The following is a 16,365-nucleotide window of genomic DNA, read 5'->3' on the forward strand; positions in this document are numbered from 1 at the left end:
AGGCGTTTGAAAGTTATCTGTTTTAGAGTGCTAAGCTGCTATACAACTAGTATGGAAGTTGTGTGACAGGTTCACCTTAAGAGAGAAATTGAGCAGGAAATAGTGGATTTTGTGCAAACTTTCTCATAACCGAGGTTTAATTTTCGGCATTATGGCCTTCTCGCAAGTTATTACCTGATAAAGATGTTGTGAAAATTTTTTCATTTCACATCCGGAGCCAGATCACAAAATGGATAAAAGGCTTAAAATCACCGAAATCGCCGCCCGTACCCGGCTCTCCATCAGCACCGTTTCCCGCGTGCTGGCGGGGAAGGCAAACACCAGCGAAAAAGCACGGGCAACGGTGCTGGCATGCGCGCGGGAGCTGGGGGTAATAGAGGGCATGGCGGCGGGGCGTCTGCTGCTTAACAGCCTGATGGTGTTTGCCCCGCAGCGGGCGTTTGACGAGCGGTCTGACATCTTTTACTACCGCGTCATCCAGAGCGTGAGCAAAGGGCTGGCCTCGCACGAGGTTCGCCTGCGTTACTGTGCGCTGGAGGAGAACGACAGCGACGCCCAGCTGTTTCTGGCCCGCATGAACGAAGTGGACACCCAGGCGGCGATCCTCCTCGGTATCGACGATCCGCATATCCACGATCTGGCGGTAGACGTGGGCAAACCCTGCATGCTGATTAACTGCCGGGACCGCCACATGCGCCTGCCCGCCGTCGCGCCGGATCACCGCGCCATTGGCGAGCGGGCGGCGGAGTACCTGTTCGAGATGGGGCACCGGGAGGTGATGAATGTGCTGTGTTTGCGTCGCTATACCATGGAGCTGCGCCTGTCGGGGATCCGCGACGCGTGGCACGGCCATAACCTCAGGTTTAGCGACCGGCGCGATCTGCTGATGGTGCCAAGCTTCAGCGCCAAAGAGACGGAGCAGCTGGTGAGTGAGTGGCTTCACCAGCAAAAAGGGAAAGATCTGCCGACGGCGTTCCTGGTGGGCGGCGACTTTATGGCGGCGGGGACCATCAGCGCCCTGCAAAAACACGGTCTGCGCGTGCCGCAGGATGTCTCGGTGATGAGCATCGACGGCTTTAATCTCGCGGCGATTCAGGATGTGCCTCTGACGGCGGTGCATGTCCCGCGCGATGAGCTGGGAACAGAAGCGGTATATATGCTCCAGCAGCGGCTGATGCGCCCGGACGCGCCGGTCGGAACATTGCTGCTGAACGGCACGCTGGCCGTGCGGGAATCGGTACGGCGGATACGTCAGGGAAAACGACGCACCGCCGTTGAGCGGGAAGGGCTTTACGACAGTTAAGCCATGCCCAGCGCGCGCTTGCCGTGGATGTTCAGATCGTTCACGGTGAAACGGTCCTGCCAGCTTTTCTCATAATCCTCGCGCGGGAAATCTCCCGGTGACGCGCCGGTTTCCAGCGCTTCCTTGACCTTTTTCGCGTAGGCGAGGTTTTTCTCGCACATCGGCGCGGCAGGAATATACATCACGTTGCCCCAGCCCTGTTGGTTTTCCACCGGCGCGACCGAGTGGATCACATCGCAATGCCACCAGACAGAATCACCGGCTTCCAGCGCGGGAATGCTGGTCAACGCTTCGATGAGCAGCGGATGCCACTTCTCAGAAATCGGCAGCACGCGCCCCGGCGCCACGCCGCACAGTTCGTCTTCCGGCACGTCGTCCAGCAGCGGACGCAGCAGAATGTAAGCCATCGCTTCCGGGATCGGCACCACGTGCAGCAGCCCCTGGCCGGGGATCATGTCCGACAGTGCCGTCCAGCCCTGGAAGGTGCGGAACACGGAGCATTTGGTGGTGTTATCCACCGTGTACTCTTCCACCTCGGTACGGTGCGCAGCATTCCACGGATCGTATTTCTCAACGTTGCCGTCAAACACGCGGGCAAAGACCTGCTGATAAGCGGGCAGCAGCCAGCGCTCCAGCGCGCCGGAATCGGTGTGTGCGCCAAGGCCTTTCGAGGTTGTTCCTGGTGGGCGGCGGCGAATGCGGTCCGGATAAATTACGCTCACGTCCGGGTCGAACCACTGCTTACCGTTGCTCTCAAATGTCCATAAACGATTCAGGAACGACTGTACCTGTGCCATCTCTTCACTCTGGCGCGCCTGCATTTGCGCCTGAGACCAGTAGATCGGATAAATCTCCGGGCGAGAGGCCGTTAAGGTGCCGAAGAAGTTATCGCCGGGTCCTTTGTAAACCTCGTCAAACTTATTCAGATCGAGGTAGTCGAGCATCGATTGATCCCATGCCAGCGCCTGCTCGCGCGGGAAGTGGCCTTTGATCACCGCGCAGCCGCGACGTTTAACCGCTTCGCGCTGTTCGGCGGTGATCGTACCGTTTTTCACATCCGTAAAGGGGATTACCGGCCATACGGATTCACCTTTATTTTTAAGGGCGTTAATTTCCGCCACGCGGGCGGCGATTTTGTCGCTAAGCCGGTCGAACACTGCCTGCACGTCACCGATCTGGGCCCGTAGCGCGCGTTTCATCTGACGAATTGCCGCTTTGTGGTCCGCTGGCAACGTTTCGCTGGTAAAGGTCATAACTGCCTCGCATCTTTCATTCGAAAGTAAAAGTATCTACAAGTGACACTTTAAGTTAAAAATAAGTTAATGCAAGTTTAAAACCTTGACGGGCGCCACAGGATGGAAAAAGAGTGAAGGGGCCGGAGTGAGGCTCCGGCAGGTAGGGGATCAGACGTCGAACGGGGAGTGGGCGTCGAGCACGGCCTGAATCACATTCAGCACGCCCTGATGGTTGTTATCGTCGGTAGTGTAACGGCTGACCGCTTGAATGCTTTCCGCCGCATTGCCCATCGCAAATGAATATTTCACCAGCTTCAGCATTTCCGCATCGTTGCCGCTGTCGCCAATGCCCACGCACGCCTGCGGGGAGACTTTCCAGCGTTTCAGCAGACGACTGATGCCGTTGGCTTTGTGCAGGCCCGGGATAATCAAATCGACAAAACCGAAGCCGCTGGTAACCGGCTTCATGATGCCGTCCAGGGAGACATGCAGTTTATCGACCAGGTTCGGGATATCGCTGTCCGGCAGGTTCAGGGAGAATTTAAACAGCACGTCGTCAATGTCGCGGTAATCGCTGATGGGTTTTAAGCGATGGTAGTGTTTCGACATCAGCTTCACGAACGCTTCTGGAGCCTTATCGCTGACGTACGCGCTCTCCAGCCCGCAGGCCACAAAATTCAGCCCTTTGTCTTTCAGCAACTCGCCAATGACGATCTGCGACTCATGACGCGTTAGCTCACCGTGGAAAATCTGTTCGCCGTGGTCGAACACCAGCGCGCCGTTTTCCGCGACGAAGGAGATCTGATCTTTCAGCTCCGGGAAAAAGGAGATGAGCTGGTAATACTGGTTGCCGCTGGCGACAACAAATTCGATGTTACGGGCTTTAAGCTGCTCAAACTGTGCCTGGAAGCGGTCACGATCGTACTGCTTGGCATCATCAAGGAAAGTTCCGTCCATATCGGTGACGATAACTTTTACGGTCATACTGTGCTCCTGGGTCACTGCGTTTTGAAACATTCTAATAACAAGGTGACGGGGAGCACAAATTTAATTTCGAATGAAAGTCAGAAAGCCGGGTGGCGGCTTCGCCTTACCCGGCCTACGGGGAGACAATGTAAGCCCGGTAAGCGAAGCGCCACCGGGCGTTTTTTTACAGTGTATGCTCGGTACGGGCAATAATATCGTCCTGCGCATCCGGTGACAGGGCGGTGAAGAACGCCGAGTAACCCGCGACGCGCACCACCAGGTCACGATACTGATCAGGGTGTTTCTTCGCTTCCAGCAGCGTTTCGCGCGAGACAATGTTGTACTGAATATGCCAGCCTTTATGCACCTCGAAGAAGGTGCGCAGCAGCACCATCAGCTTCTGGCGATCGCTGTCGTTTTCCAGCGTCGACGGGTTCAGCTTCTGGTTAAGCAGCACGCCGCCGAGGATCGCTTCCGTCGGCAGTTTACCCACGGAGCCAATCACCGCCGTCGGGCCGAGGTGGTCGGTACCGGAGGCCGGGCTTGCCCCTTCCGCCAGCGGGGTGTGCGCTTTACGTCCGTCCGGCGTCGCCATGGTTGCTGCGCCAAACGGCACGTTTGCGGAGATAGACGACGTGCCCGCGTAGTAGTTACCCCCAATTGGGCCACGGCCGTAGCGTGGGTTGTGATACTGCTTCAGTTCTTTAATGTAGGTTTCGTAGGCACGGGTCAGCAGCAGGTCCACGCTGTCGTCGTCGTTGCCGTACTTCGGCGCGCCGTTGATCAGGCGCTGGCGCAGCTGCTCGTGGGTCAGCCCCTCGAAGTCATCCGCCAGCGCCGCCGCCAGCTGTTGCTGACCGATAACGCCCTGGTCAAACACCAGCTTCTTCACCGCGGCCAGGCTGTTACCGAGGTTGGCGATCCCCACCTGAAGGCCGGAAACCCAGTCATACTTCGCGCCGCCCTGCTTAATGCTTTTCGCGCGTTCGATGCAGTCATCCACCAGCGCCGAGCAGAGAATATCGTGGACGTTCTCTTCCAGCATGGTGTCCACCACGTACTCGATCTCAATGGATTTGCGGGTGTAGTAGCGGATCTGGTTATCCCACGCCGCCATCACTTCGTCGAAATTGCCGAAATTACCGGCCGAAAGCGCTTTTTCCTGCGGCAGGAATACCTGGCCGCTGGTGGCATCGCGACCGCCTTCCAGCGCTGCCAGCATCACGCGAGCGAAGTTGATAAAGCTCATGCCGGTGCAGCGATAGCCCCACTTTCCGCCGACGGCGGTTTCGATGCAGCCAATCGCCGCATAGTCATACGCGTCCTCTCGTTCCACGCCGAGCTTGATAAATTCCGGGATGACGATTTCATCGTTGTTAAACGCCGGCATCCCGAAGCCGCAGCGGATCACCTGCACGCAGGCGTCGAGGAAGTCGTTGCTCATCCCCGCGTGGTAACGCACGCTCAGGTTTGGCTGGGTGGAGCGCAGACGGCCGCAGGATTCCAGAATTGCGTAGGAGAGCGGGTTGACCGCGTCCATTGGCTCGCCGTTGACCAGCTTCTGGCCGCCGATGGTGACGTTCTGATACAGCGGGCTGCCCGCAGAGGCTTTGGAGTGCGAGCCGGAGCGGATTTTGTTCACCTCCAGCAGCTTCAGCCAGCAGCTGTGCAGTAGCTCGATGGCGTGCTCGCGATCCAGGCTCTGGTCCAGCTCCACGTCGCGGCGATAGTACGGGTAAAGGTACTGGTCCATACGGGCAAAGGAGACGGAGTGACCGTTGGACTCAATTTGCAGGATCAGCTGAATGAAGTAGCACAGCTGTAGCGCCTGCCAGAAGGTTTTTGGCGGCTGGTGGGCGATGATGTCGCAGTTTTCCGCCATCGCCAGCAGCTCGTCGCGGCGGCTGTCGCGGGTTTCGCTGGCGGCCATCTCACGAGTCAGATCGGCGAAGCGCCTGATGTGCAGGCTTACGGCTTCCAGCACGATATCAATGGCTTTCAGGAACTGATCGCCGTGCAGATCGTCCAGTACCGTCAGGTTGATGCGCGAGCGGCGCTCGGCTACTTTCGCGCGCAGGCCGTCGAGCCCTTTCTCCAGCACCAGCGGGAAATTCACCGCCAGGTGTGCGTCACCGGAGGTCATGTTACCTTCCGCTTTGATGATGCCGGTTTCCAGCAGGCCCTTCTGCTCGTCAGTAAACATACCGTAGCAGCGATCCTGTACCGTCTGGCCGCGCCACCACGGGCAGATTTCATGCAGAACGCGTTTATTCTCTTCGCTCACCGCAAAGCCTGCACCTGGACGGTCCGCCAGATCGTCAATCTCTTTCTCAATCCAGGAGACGGTATATTCCGGGAAGATCGGCGCGGCACGCACTTCGCTGGCCTGGTTACCGATAATCAGCTCGTCGTGCTTGATCCAGATGGTACGTTTTGCCAGGTGGTGGGCGAGGGCCAGCGCGCGACGTACCGGGATCGGCTTGTCCAGATGCTGCTGATACATTTCGGTATAGTGCTGCGCGCGTTCGGTACAAACCGGCGGCTTAACGATATGCACCAGAGCCGTTTTGTGCGCCTTGATGCGCTCGCTGAGGGTGTTGAGATTCAGGGTGGTCATAAGTTTATCCTCGTAAGGTCGCGGTTAACCCTTTCTGGCAGGCATACTGCTGCGCGAAGTCCAGCAGGGCAGGGTTATCCAGCGGTTTGTCAGGGGCAGAGTAGGGTTGGCCGAGCAGGGTGTATTTGTTCATGCCCAGCGTGTGATACGGCAGAAAATGAATATCATCGACGCCGAGTTCATCGGCGGCGAAGTTGGTAATGGCGGTAACCGACGCTTCATCGGCGTTAAAGCCCTGGATCAGCGGCACGCGGATGGTGATCTTCTTCCCGACGGTAGCCAGGCGCTTCAGGTTGTCCAGGATCCGCTTAGCAGAGCCATCGGTCCACTGCTTGAACACCTCGCCGTCGACATGTTTCAGGTCCGCCAGGAACAGATCGACATACGGCAGTGAAGGCTCGATATAATGCCAGGGCACGTGAAGGCAGGTTTCAACCGCAGTATGAATGCCTTGTTCATGGCTGGCTTTAAACAGGGCGTGCGCCAGGTCAGGATTCATAAACGGCTCGCCGCCGGAAAGGGTGATCCCGCCGCCGCTGCGGTCGTAGAAGGGCTTGTCGCGTAGCACGGTGGCCATAATCTCCTCCACCTGCTTCTCTTCACCGCAGACGGTAAGCGCCTGCGTCGGGCAGCAGTCGGTGAGGGCAGTGAGCGTCTTTTCACTTAATTTTTCACGATGGATGATCAACCCGTTCAGCGCACGTTCAACACACCCTGGCGCGGCCTGCTGACACAGGTCACAGCCGTCCAGACACAGACGGGCGTCAAACAGGACGTCCCGCGTGCGGGAGCGGCTTTCCGGGTTCTGGCACCAGCGACAGCCCAGCGAGCAGCCTTTCAGGAACACCACGGTTCGAATACCGGGGCCGTCGTGGGTGGAGTAACGCTGTATGTTGAAGATCATTTTTTTGCCCTCTGATTACATATGAAGATTAAATTACTTTCGAATGAAAGTTATCTTGATATGGGTCAATTCATGAGCAGGTTTTCTCGTGATAGGGTAAATGCAGGCAAATTTTGAGGGTGACATCATGGAACTTTATCTCGACACATCTGACGTTGCGGCAGTCAAAAAGCTGGCGCGTATCTTCCCGCTGGCGGGCGTGACCACTAACCCAAGCATTGTGGCGGCGGGTAAAACCCCCCTGGAAGAGTTGCTGCCCGCGCTGCACGACGCGCTGGGCGGCAAGGGCCGGCTGTTCGCCCAGGTGATGGCGAAGACCGCCGAGGGGATGGTGGAAGACGCACGTAAGCTGCGCGCGATAATCGATGACCTGGTGGTGAAAGTGCCCGTGACCGCTGAAGGGCTGGCGGCGATCAAGATGCTGAAAGCAGAAGGGATCCCGACGCTGGGTACCGCGGTATACGGCGCAGCGCAGGGGATGCTCTCCGCGCTGGCGGGTGCTGAGTATGTGGCCCCTTACGTGAACCGCGTGGACGCGCAGGGCGGGGACGGGATCCAGACGGTGATTGAACTGCAACAATTGCTGACGCTGCACGCACCGCAGTCAAAGGTGCTCGCCGCGAGCTTTAAAACCCCGCGCCAGGCGCTGGACTGCCTGCTGGCAGGGTGCGAGTCCATCACGCTGCCGCTGGACGTGGCGCAGCAGTTTATTACCTCTCCGGCAGTAGATGCGGCAATTGTGAAGTTTGAGCAGGACTGGCAGGGGGCGTTTGGGCGGACGTCTATTTGATGCTGTTGCCGGGTGGCGCTGACGCTTACCCGGCCTACGATTTTCTCCCTCTCCCTGTGGGAGAGGGCCGGGGTGAGGGCATCAGGCCGCAGCAGGGTTTAACCTCCGCACACCTCACACCCCGGATTACGCATCAGCTTCATCTCGCGGAACTGACAGGTCATCGCGTCATACATCACGATTTTGCCCGCTGCGGGCGTGCCGTAATGCGCCAGCACCTTGATCGCCTCCATGGCCTGCAAGGAACCGATAACCCCAACCAGCGGCGCCATCACGCCCGCCTCGACGCAGGTCAGCGCATTCTCGCCGAACAGACGGCTCAGGCAGCGGTAGCAGGGCTCTCCCTCAGCGTAGGTGAAAACGCTGATTTGACCCTCCATGCGGATGGCCGCGCCGGAAATTAGCGGCGTTTTATGGGCAAAGCAGCCCGCATTGAGCTGGTTGCGAATGGCGACGTTATCGGTGCAGTCCAGCACCAGGTCATGCCGTGCAATCTGCGCAAACAGCGCGTCGTCATCCAGCATCGCGTCAATCAGGGTGAACTGAACGTTGGGGTTAATTCGCGCCAGCGCCGTGCGCGCAGATTCCACTTTCGGCTGACCAACCGTCGCGTCGCTGTGTAGCGTCTGGCGTTGCAGGTTCGACACCGACACGGTATCGAAATCCAGCAGCGTCATGCGGCCGACGCCCGCCGCAGCCAGATATTGCGCTGCCGCGCAGCCCAGCCCGCCAAGACCCACAACCAGCACGCTGGCCGCCTTGAGCGCTTCCTGGCCCTCGAAATCAAACCCGCGCAGCACGATCTGGCGGTTATAGCGCATCATCTCCGGGTCGCTCAGTTCCACCGTCATGTCAGCCTCCGAACAGGTGGTTAAAGCGTTCCACTTCAACCCATTCGCCCGCCTCAACGTGGCCGCGATCGCGCTCCAGCACGATAAAGCAGTTACCCTGACTGAAGGAGCTAAAGATGTGCGAACCCTGATGCCCGGTGGTGCTCACCTCCAGCTCGCCGTCGGCGTTGCGCGCCAGAATGCCGCGCTGGAAATCGAGACGGCCCGGAGATTTTTTGAGGCGCGTTGCCGCCCGCACGCGCACACGTTCCGGCAGCGGGTCGGCATTGTTGCCTGAAAGCTTCGCCAGCAGCGGGATCACCAGCTGGTAGAAGGTCAGCGCGGCAGAGACCGGGTTACCCGGCAGGCCACAGAACCAGCTGTGCGGAAGTTTGCCAAACGCGAACGGTTTGCCCGGTTTAATCGCCAGCTTCCAGAAGGCGATTTCACCCAGCTCTTCAAGCAGGGTTTTGGTGTAATCCGCTTCGCCAACCGATACGCCGCCAGAGCTGATCACCACGTCGGCAGAGGCGTCCGCGTCGATAAATGCCGTGCGCAGTTTCTCCGGATCGTCAGGAATGATGCCGAGGTTAATCACCTCGCAGCCCAGTTGCTCAAGCATCAGGTGCACCGCCAGACGGTTGGTGTCGTAAATCTGCCCCTCGTTCAGCGGCTGACCCGGAATCTGTAGCTCGTCTCCCGTTGAGAACACCGCCACGCGTACCTTGCGGACAACGTCAATCTCCGCGATGCCAAGCGATGCCAGCATCGGCAGTTCGGCGACCGTCAGTTTTTGCCCGGCGGCAAAGACCGTTGCGCCGAGGGTAATGTCTTCCCCGATGTGGCGGATATTCTGTCCCGCTTTGACGCTGGCGGTAAAACGCACGCCGTCGTCCGTTAGTTCGGTCTCTTCCTGCATCACCACGGCTTCACAGCCCTTTGGCACCGGCGCGCCGGTCATAATGCGCACGCAGGTGCCCGCTGGCCACTCACCGTTGAACGGCTGCCCGGCAAAGGCTTTACCTGCCACCGGCAGCGGCTGACCCGTTTGCAAATCCGCCAGACGTACGGCATAGCCGTCCATCGCCGCGTTATCGAACCCCGGCACGTTCAGCGGCGAGACGATATCGCGCGCGGCAATACGGCCAAAACAGCGCACAAGCGGCAGCGTCTCAACGTCGTGCAGGGGAGTAATACGATCAAGCATCTGCGAGAGTGCCGTCTCAAGCGGCATCAGTCCGGCGGTAAAATCCATGGTGGGCTCCTGCGGAGTAACAACGAAAGCGCTCATTATGGCAGAAAAGTGCGGCTAACTGTATGACCCGATGGGTGTAAGCTTTACATCACAGTTGCGTCTTTCTATATTCAAAAATCATCTGAAGATTCGTCGACGATAATGATATTTATAGAAAAAGCAGCCAGCCAGGCTGATGGGTGATGCGAAATGAGTAAAGCGGTTATCGCAATTCATGGCGGTGCCGGGGCAATCACCCGTGCACAGCTCAGTCCCGAGCAGGAGAAGCGTTATATTGATGCGCTGAACGCCATTGTGGAAACAGGCCAGCGCATGCTGGAAGCGGGCAAAAGCGCGCTGGACGTGGTGACCGAAGCGGTGCGCCTGCTGGAGGAGTGTCCGCTGTTTAATGCCGGTATTGGCTCGGTCTTTACGCGCGATGAAACGCATGAACTGGATGCCTGCGTGATGGACGGTATCACCCTGAAAGCGGGGGCGGTGGCGGGCGTCAGCCGACTGCGCAATCCCGTGCTGGCCGCGCGTCTGGTGATGGATCAAAGCCCGCATGTGCTGCTGACCGGGGCGGGGGCGGAGAAATTTGCCGTCGAGCACGGGATGGATACGGTCTCGCCCGATCTTTTTTCCACCGAGGAGCGTTACCGGCAGTTGCTGGAGGCCCGTACAGCGGGGATGACGCAGCTGGACCATGCCGCGCCGCTCGATGAACGCAGCAAAATGGGCACGGTAGGCGCGGTGGCGCTGGATAAAGCCGGTAACCTCGCCGCCGCGACGTCGACAGGCGGTATGACCAACAAGCTTCCCGGACGCGTCGGCGACAGTCCGCTGCCGGGGGCCGGGTGTTACGCTAATAACGCCACGGCGGCGGTGTCATGCACCGGAACCGGCGAAGTGTTTATCCGCGCGCTGGCGGCCTACGACATTACCGCGCTAATGGATTACGGCGGATTAAGCCTGAGTGAGGCCTGCGAGCGGGTGGTAATGGAGAAACTGCCAGCCCTGGGCGGAGAAGGTGGCTTAATAGCGGTGGATCGGGAGGGCAACGTGGCGCTGCCGTTCAACAGTGAAGGGATGTACCGGGCGTGGGGGTATGCCGGCGATGCGCCCAGCACAGGCATTTATCGTGAATAAGGGGGCATTGCGTGCCGCACAGTGAAGAGCTGGACAACTGCGAAGTGCTGGCTGTCCACCAACTGAATATTGCCTTTCAGGAAGAGCGGCAGTTCATCCCTGCAGTACAGAATTTATCGTTTTCGCTCAGGCGCGGCGAGACGCTGGCGATTGTCGGCGAGTCCGGATCCGGTAAATCGGTTACCGCGCTGGCGCTGATGCGTCTGCTTGAGCAGACGGGCGGGCAGGTCACCAGCGAGCGGATGCTGTTGCGCCGTCGCAACCGTCAGGTTATCGATCTCAACGAGCTGAGCGCGTCCCGGATGCAGGGGGTGCGCGGGGCGGATATTGCGATGATTTTTCAGGAGCCGATGACCTCCCTGAACCCGGTTTTTCCGGTGGGCGAGCAGATTGCCGAATCTATCCGCCTGCATCAGGGATTGAGCGGTGATGAGGCGCTCAACGAAGCTAAACGGATGCTGGAGCTGGTACGTATCCCTGAGGCGCACGCGATTTTGTCCCGCTATCCGCATCAGCTTTCCGGTGGCATGCGCCAGCGGGTGATGATTGCGATGGCGCTGTCGTGCCGTCCGGCGGTGCTCATTGCGGACGAACCCACCACGGCGCTGGATGTCACCATTCAGGCCCAGATCCTGCAACTGATTAAGGTGTTGCAGCAGGAGATGGAGATGGGGGTGATATTCATCACCCACGATATGGGGGTGGTGGCGGATATTGCCGATCGGGTGCTGGTTATGCATCAGGGCAATGCCGTGGAAACCGGCTCGGTGGAGCAGGTCTTTCATACGCCGGTGCATCCTTATACTAAAGCGCTGCTGGCGGCGGTCCCGCGTCTGGGCGCCATGAATGGCAGTGATTTTCCGCGCCGTTTTCCGCTGTTCTCTCAGACCGAACAGGGCCAGCAGGAAGACGAAACCGAGCAGAACACGGTGGTTTCCGGCAGGCCGATCCTTGAAGTGCGTGAACTGGTGACCCGTTTCCCGCTGCGCAGCGGGATCCTTAACCGCGTGAAGCGCGAAGTGCATGCGGTTGAATACGTCAGTTTTGATCTCTGGCCGGGCGAAACGCTGGCGCTGGTGGGGGAGTCCGGCTGCGGTAAATCCACCACCGGGCGGGCGCTGCTCAGGCTGGTTGAGTCGCAGGAGGGGAGCATCACCTTCAACGGTGAGCGCATCGATACACTCCCCAATGGTAAATTGCAGGCGGTACGCCGGGATATTCAGTTTATTTTTCAGGATCCTTATGCGTCGCTCGATCCGCGCCATACGGTGGGGTACTCGATTATGGAGCCGCTGCGGGTGCACAACCTGCTCGACGGTGAAGCCGCGCAGCGCCGCGTCGCGTGGCTGCTGGAGCGCGTGGGCCTGAAACCGGAGCATGCCTGGCGTTATCCGCACGAATTTTCTGGCGGTCAGCGACAGCGTATCTGCATAGCCCGGGCATTGGCCCTGAATCCGAAAGTGGTGATTGCGGATGAGTCCGTGTCAGCGCTGGATGTCTCCATCCGCGCGCAAATCATCAATCTCCTGCTCGATTTACAGCGGGATTTGGGCATTGCGTTTCTGTTTATCTCTCACGATATGGCGGTGGTTGAGCGGATCAGCCATCGCGTGGCGGTGATGTACATGGGGCAAATTGTTGAAATTGGCCCCCGTCGGGCGGTATTTGAAAACCCGCAGCATCCGTACACCCGCAAGCTGATGGCCGCCGTACCGGTTGCCGATCCTGAGCATCGTCACGCCCAGCGCGTGCTGTTGCAGGACGAAATGCCGAGCAATATTCGTAAACGGGGCGAAACTCTGGAGCGCGTGGCGCTGCGTGAAGTCGGTCCCGGTCATTTTGTCGCACCCCCGCGTCAGGGCAATGCATTCTCGCGGTTATAACTTACAACAGGCAGGAGAACACAATGGTTCCTTTTGTTGCTCGTCAATGGCTGCTTGCCGCGAGCGTGACGGCTGCGCTGGCCGCCGCCCCCGCGATCGCGGCGAAAGACGTGGTGGTGGCTGTGGGGTCTAACTTCACGACGCTGGATCCGTATGATGCTAACGACACCCTTTCTCAGGCGGTGGCAAAATCCTTCTACCAGGGGCTGTTCGGCCTGGACCGCGAGATGAAGCTGAAAAACGTGCTGGCGGAAGGCTATACCGTGTCGGACGACGGGCTGGTCTATACCGTTAAGCTCCGTACCGGCGTGAAGTTCCAGGACGGCACCGACTTCAACGCCGAGGCGGTTAAGGTCAACCTGGACCGAGCCAGCAATCCGGAAAACGGTCTTAAGCGCTACAACCTGTATAAAAATATCGCCCAAACCGAGGTGATTGATCCGGCGACGGTGAAGATCACCCTCAAAGAGCCGTTCTCGGCGTTTATCAATATCCTGGCGCATCCCGCGACGGTGATGATTTCCCCTGCGGCGTTGAAGAAATACGGCAAAGAGATTGGCTTCCACCCGGTGGGGACCGGACCGTACGAACTGCTTACCTGGAACCAGACCGATTATGTGAAGGTGAAGAAATTCGCCGGATACTGGCAGCCGGGGCTGCCGAAGCTGGATACCCTCACCTGGCGGCCGGTCGTGGACAACAATACCCGCGCCGCGATGCTGCAAACCGGCGAAGCGCAGTTTGCCTTCCCGATCCCCTACGAACAGGCAGCGCTGCTGGCGAAAAACAGCAAGCTGGAGCTGGTGGCCAGCCCGTCGATTATGCAGCGCTACATCAGCATGAACGTCACGCAAAAACCGTTTGATAACCCGAAGGTGCGCGAAGCCATCAACTACGCCATTAACCGCCAGGCACTGGTGAAGGTGGCCTTTGCAGGCTACGCCACCCCGGCGACGGGCGTGATGCCGCCAACCATTGAGTACGCGCAGAGCTATCAGCCGTGGCCGTACGATCCGGCGAAAGCGCGGGAACTGCTGAAAGAGGCGGGCTATCCGAACGGCTTTAGCACCACGCTGTGGTCGTCGCATAACCACAGTACCGCGCAGAAGGTGCTGCAATTTACCCAGCAGCAGCTGGCGCAGGTGGGCATTAAAGCCAGGGTCACGGCGATGGATGCCGGACAGCGCGCGGCGGAAGTGGAAGGCAAAGGACAGAAAGAGAGCGGCGTGCGGATGTTCTACACCGGCTGGACGGCTTCAACCGGTGAAGCGGACTGGTCCCTGTCGCCGCTGTTTGCTTCCCAGAACTGGCCGCCAACGCTGTTCAATACCGCGTTCTACAGTAATCCGCAGGTGGATAAGGATCTGGCCGATGCCCTGAAAACCACCAAACCGGAAGAGAAAGCGCGCCTGTACAAAGAGGCGCAGGACATTATCTGGAAAGAGTCGCCGTGGGTGCCGCTGGTGGTGGAAAAACTGGTCTCAGCCCACAATAAAGCGCTGACCGGTTTTTACATCATGCCGGATACGGGCTTTAGCTTTGATGACGCGGATCTAAAATAAAACTCATGCTGAATTATGTGTGTAAACGCCTGCTGGGGCTTATCCCGACGCTGCTGATTGTGGCCGTGCTGGTGTTTTTGTTTGTCCACATGCTGCCCGGCGATCCGGCGCGTTTGATTGCCGGACCGGAAGCGGATGCCACGGTTATCGAACTGGTACGTAAACAGCTCGGTCTTGATCAGCCGCTGTATCGGCAATTTCTGCGCTACATTGGCAATGTCCTTCAGGGCGATTTCGGCATCTCGATGGTGTCGCGTCGTCCGGTGTCGGAGGAGATTGCCAGCCGCTTTATGCCCACCTTCTGGTTAACGATTGCCAGTATGAGCTGGGCGGTTGTGTTTGGCCTGGGCGCGGGAATCGTTGCCGCCGTCTGGCGCAACCGCTGGCCGGATAAGCTCGGTATGGCGCTGGCGGTCACCGGTATCTCTTTCCCGGCGTTTGCGCTGGGTATGCTGCTGATGCAGATTTTCTCCGTCGAGCTGGGCTGGTTGCCCACCGTCGGGGCCGACACCTGGAAGCACTACATTCTGCCCTCTATGACGCTTGGCGCAGCCGTTGCGGCAGTGATGGCCCGTTTCACCCGCGCCTCCTTTGTCGACGTGCTGAGCGAAGATTACATTCGCACCGCGCGGGCAAAAGGGGTGAGTGAGAAATGGGTCATTCTGAAGCATGGTTTTCGTAATGCGATGATCCCGGTGGTCACGATGATGGGGCTACAGTTCGGCTTCCTGCTGGGCGGCTCTATCGTGGTTGAGAAGGTCTTTAACTGGCCGGGGCTGGGGCGCCTGCTGGTCGACTCGGTCGATATGCGTGACTACCCGGTGATTCAGGCGGAAGTCCTGCTTTTCTCGCTGGAATTTATTCTTATCAATCTCGTGGTGGACGTGCTGTACGCCGCCATTAACCCGGCCATCAGGTATAAGTAAGATGCGATTACTGAACTGGCGTCGCCAGGCCATTTTAAACGCTATGCCGGGGATCAGGCCGGACCATATTCGCACCCCGTGGGTTGAGTTCTGGCGTCGATTCCGTCGTCAGCCCGTCGCTATGGTCGCCGGGTTGTTTGTGTTACTGCTGATCCTGGTGGCGATTATCGCCCCTTGGATAGCCCCGTTTGATGCGGAAAATTACTTCGATTACGACCGGCTGAACGATGGACCGTCGATGATGCACTGGTTTGGCGTGGACTCGCTCGGGCGCGATATTTTCAGCCGCGTGCTGGTAGGGGCGCAGATCTCGCTGGCGGCCGGGGTCTTTGCGGTGCTGATGGGCGCAGCAATTGGCACCGTGCTGGGGCTGGTGGCCGGGTATTACGAAGGCTGGTGGGACCGCATCATCATGCGTATCTGCGACGTGCTGTTTGCCTTTCCCGGTATTCTGCTGGCGATTGCCGTGGTGGCGGTGATGGGCAGCGGCATGGCGAACGTCATCATCGCCGTGGCGGTATTCACGATTCCCGCTTTCGCGCGCCTGGTACGTGGCAACACGCTGGTGCTGAAGCAGCAGACCTTTATCGAGTCGGCCCGCAGCATGGGAGCCAGCGATGCCACAATCCTGTTCAGCCATATTCTGCCGGGAACGGTCTCGTCTATCGTGGTCTATTTCACCATGCGCATAGGCGTGTCGATTATCTCGGCGGCCAGCCTGTCGTTTCTGGGGTTAGGCGCACAGCCGCCGACGCCGGAGTGGGGCGCGATGCTGAACGAGGCGCGGGCGGATATGGTGATCGCCCCGCACGTGGCGATCTTCCCGAGCCTGGCGATTTTCCTGACCGTGCTGGCGTTTAACCTGCTGGGGGATGGGCTGCGCGACGCGCTGGATCCGAGGATTAAGGGGTAGGTTTTTGCAGGAACTTACCCCTCACCCTAACCCTCTCCCCTGAGGGGAGAGGG

At 58.9% G+C, this 16,365-nt stretch carries 13 protein-coding genes; 7 read left to right on the plus strand and 6 right to left on the minus strand.

Annotation, left to right across the window (positions count from 1 at the left end; all coding sequences use genetic code 11):
* Nucleotides 1-229 precede the first annotated feature (229 nt).
* Nucleotides 230-1,303 carry a LacI family DNA-binding transcriptional regulator gene (locus tag L3069_RS06865; RefSeq protein ID WP_032676354.1) on the plus strand — a complete coding sequence of 358 codons (1,074 nt, stop codon included), beginning with the start codon at nucleotides 230-232 and terminating at the stop codon, nucleotides 1,301-1,303.
* Here L3069_RS06865 and L3069_RS06870 read toward each other — a convergent pair.
* The 4 genes from L3069_RS06870 to L3069_RS06885 form a co-directional block, all read right to left on the minus strand.
* The gene (locus L3069_RS06870; RefSeq protein WP_038415728.1) at nucleotides 1,300-2,556 is read right to left on the minus strand and encodes a DUF1479 domain-containing protein; all 1,257 of its coding nucleotides are present in this window, start codon (nucleotides 2,554-2,556) and stop codon (nucleotides 1,300-1,302) included. The two genes, L3069_RS06865 and L3069_RS06870, sit on opposite strands and share 4 nt — an antisense overlap.
* Nucleotides 2,557-2,706: 150 nt before the next feature.
* Nucleotides 2,707-3,522 (minus strand): Cof-type HAD-IIB family hydrolase, encoded by an 816-nt coding sequence (locus L3069_RS06875; protein ID WP_236901906.1) that lies wholly within the window; start codon nucleotides 3,520-3,522, stop codon nucleotides 2,707-2,709.
* A 166-nt stretch (nucleotides 3,523-3,688) separates the two neighbouring features.
* Nucleotides 3,689-6,121 (minus strand): formate C-acetyltransferase/glycerol dehydratase family glycyl radical enzyme, encoded by a 2,433-nt coding sequence (locus L3069_RS06880; RefSeq protein WP_236901907.1) that lies wholly within the window; start codon nucleotides 6,119-6,121, stop codon nucleotides 3,689-3,691.
* 4 nt (nucleotides 6,122-6,125) lie between these two features.
* Nucleotides 6,126-7,025: a glycyl-radical enzyme activating protein gene (locus L3069_RS06885; protein WP_023299664.1), complete on the minus strand. Its 900-nt coding sequence runs from the start codon at nucleotides 7,023-7,025 to the stop codon at nucleotides 6,126-6,128.
* A gap of 127 nt (nucleotides 7,026-7,152) precedes the next feature.
* On the opposite strand from L3069_RS06885, the gene fsa reads away from it, so the two are divergent.
* Entirely contained in the window at nucleotides 7,153-7,815 is a 663-nt protein-coding gene (fsa, locus tag L3069_RS06890; RefSeq protein WP_022647542.1) for a fructose-6-phosphate aldolase, read from the plus strand.
* 98 nt (nucleotides 7,816-7,913) lie between these two features.
* Here fsa and moeB read toward each other — a convergent pair whose 3' ends face one another.
* Together moeB and moeA are read right to left on the minus strand one after the other, a co-directional pair.
* A complete protein-coding gene (gene moeB / locus L3069_RS06895) occupies nucleotides 7,914-8,666 on the minus strand; it encodes a molybdopterin-synthase adenylyltransferase MoeB (RefSeq protein ID WP_038415730.1) in 753 nt (250 codons plus the stop codon).
* A gap of 1 nt (nucleotide 8,667) precedes the next feature.
* Nucleotides 8,668-9,900: a molybdopterin molybdotransferase MoeA gene (gene moeA / locus L3069_RS06900; protein ID WP_038415731.1), complete on the minus strand. Its 1,233-nt coding sequence runs from the start codon at nucleotides 9,898-9,900 to the stop codon at nucleotides 8,668-8,670.
* Between the two features lie 189 nt (nucleotides 9,901-10,089).
* On the opposite strand from moeA, the gene iaaA reads away from it, so the two are divergent.
* Genes iaaA through gsiD form a run of 5 tightly spaced genes read left to right on the plus strand, consistent with a single transcriptional unit; the run spans nucleotide 10,090 to nucleotide 16,312 of the window.
* Nucleotides 10,090-11,028 (plus strand): beta-aspartyl-peptidase, encoded by a 939-nt coding sequence (gene iaaA / locus L3069_RS06905; RefSeq protein ID WP_038415732.1) that lies wholly within the window; start codon nucleotides 10,090-10,092, stop codon nucleotides 11,026-11,028.
* Nucleotides 11,029-11,039: 11 nt separating this feature from the next.
* On the plus strand, nucleotides 11,040-12,911 hold the full coding sequence (gene gsiA, locus L3069_RS06910; RefSeq protein ID WP_038415733.1) for a glutathione ABC transporter ATP-binding protein GsiA: 1,872 nt from the start codon (nucleotides 11,040-11,042) through the stop codon (nucleotides 12,909-12,911).
* A gap of 23 nt (nucleotides 12,912-12,934) precedes the next feature.
* Nucleotides 12,935-14,473 carry a glutathione ABC transporter substrate-binding protein GsiB gene (gsiB, locus tag L3069_RS06915; RefSeq protein ID WP_023299669.1) on the plus strand — a complete coding sequence of 513 codons (1,539 nt, stop codon included), beginning with the start codon at nucleotides 12,935-12,937 and terminating at the stop codon, nucleotides 14,471-14,473.
* A 5-nt stretch (nucleotides 14,474-14,478) separates the two neighbouring features.
* Nucleotides 14,479-15,399 carry a glutathione ABC transporter permease GsiC gene (gene gsiC, locus L3069_RS06920; protein ID WP_006809475.1) on the plus strand — a complete coding sequence of 307 codons (921 nt, stop codon included), beginning with the start codon at nucleotides 14,479-14,481 and terminating at the stop codon, nucleotides 15,397-15,399.
* A gap of 1 nt (nucleotide 15,400) precedes the next feature.
* The gene (gene gsiD / locus L3069_RS06925; protein WP_023299670.1) at nucleotides 15,401-16,312 is read left to right on the plus strand and encodes a glutathione ABC transporter permease GsiD; all 912 of its coding nucleotides are present in this window, start codon (nucleotides 15,401-15,403) and stop codon (nucleotides 16,310-16,312) included.
* The last annotated feature ends 53 nt before the right edge of the window (nucleotides 16,313-16,365 follow it).

Origin of the sequence: Enterobacter cloacae complex sp. ECL411, from assembly GCF_021869665.1 — a bacterium.
GTDB lineage: Bacteria > Pseudomonadota > Gammaproteobacteria > Enterobacterales > Enterobacteriaceae > Enterobacter > Enterobacter intestinihominis.